Here is a 577-nt window from a genome sequence, read left to right on the forward strand (position 1 = left end):
GAAAAATGCGAATGGGGAAGGGATGATTATAGTTTAAATGTAGCCAATCTTGAACCAATGATTGTGGTAAAAGAAAGTGAAAAAGATAAAGATATCACAACAAGAATTAGATCTATTTGGATAAATATCAACGAGGCAGGTTACGAATGAGCCGTAATAAACAGAAATTAGAACTTAACTGGATTGGAAAAGAAAAACGCCCCAAACTGGAACCTCGTATATTGTTAGAAGATCTTGAAAAATCTTATCATGCCGCGCATCAAATATCATCACAGGATATTTTTGATAATAAACTTATTTTTGGTGATAATTTACTCGCACTCAAGGCACTTGAGCAAGAATATACGGGGAAGGTAAAATGTGTCTACATAGATCCACCTTATAATACAGGCAATGCCTTTGAACATTATGAAGATGGTTTGGAGCATTCCCTATGGCTAAGCCTTATGAGAGACAGGCTAGAATTGTTACATCGCTTATTGGCAGATGATGGAAGTATCTGGATTTCCATTGATGATGATGAACAAGCCTATCTAAAAGTGATGATGGATGAAATTTTTGGTCGCCAAAATTTCAT

1 protein-coding gene is annotated in these 577 nt (G+C 35.5%); it reads left to right on the top strand.

Going from position 1 to position 577, the window contains the following annotated elements; translation table 11 throughout:
* Nucleotides 1-146: 146 nt before the first annotated feature.
* The coding region (locus tag ACFIMW_RS09515; RefSeq protein WP_375608930.1) for a DNA methyltransferase at nt 147-577 on the top strand (431 nt) is incomplete at its 3' end.

The sequence above is a fragment of the Bartonella sp. AC329YNZD genome, assembly GCF_042196685.1.
GTDB lineage: Bacteria > Pseudomonadota > Alphaproteobacteria > Rhizobiales > Rhizobiaceae > Bartonella.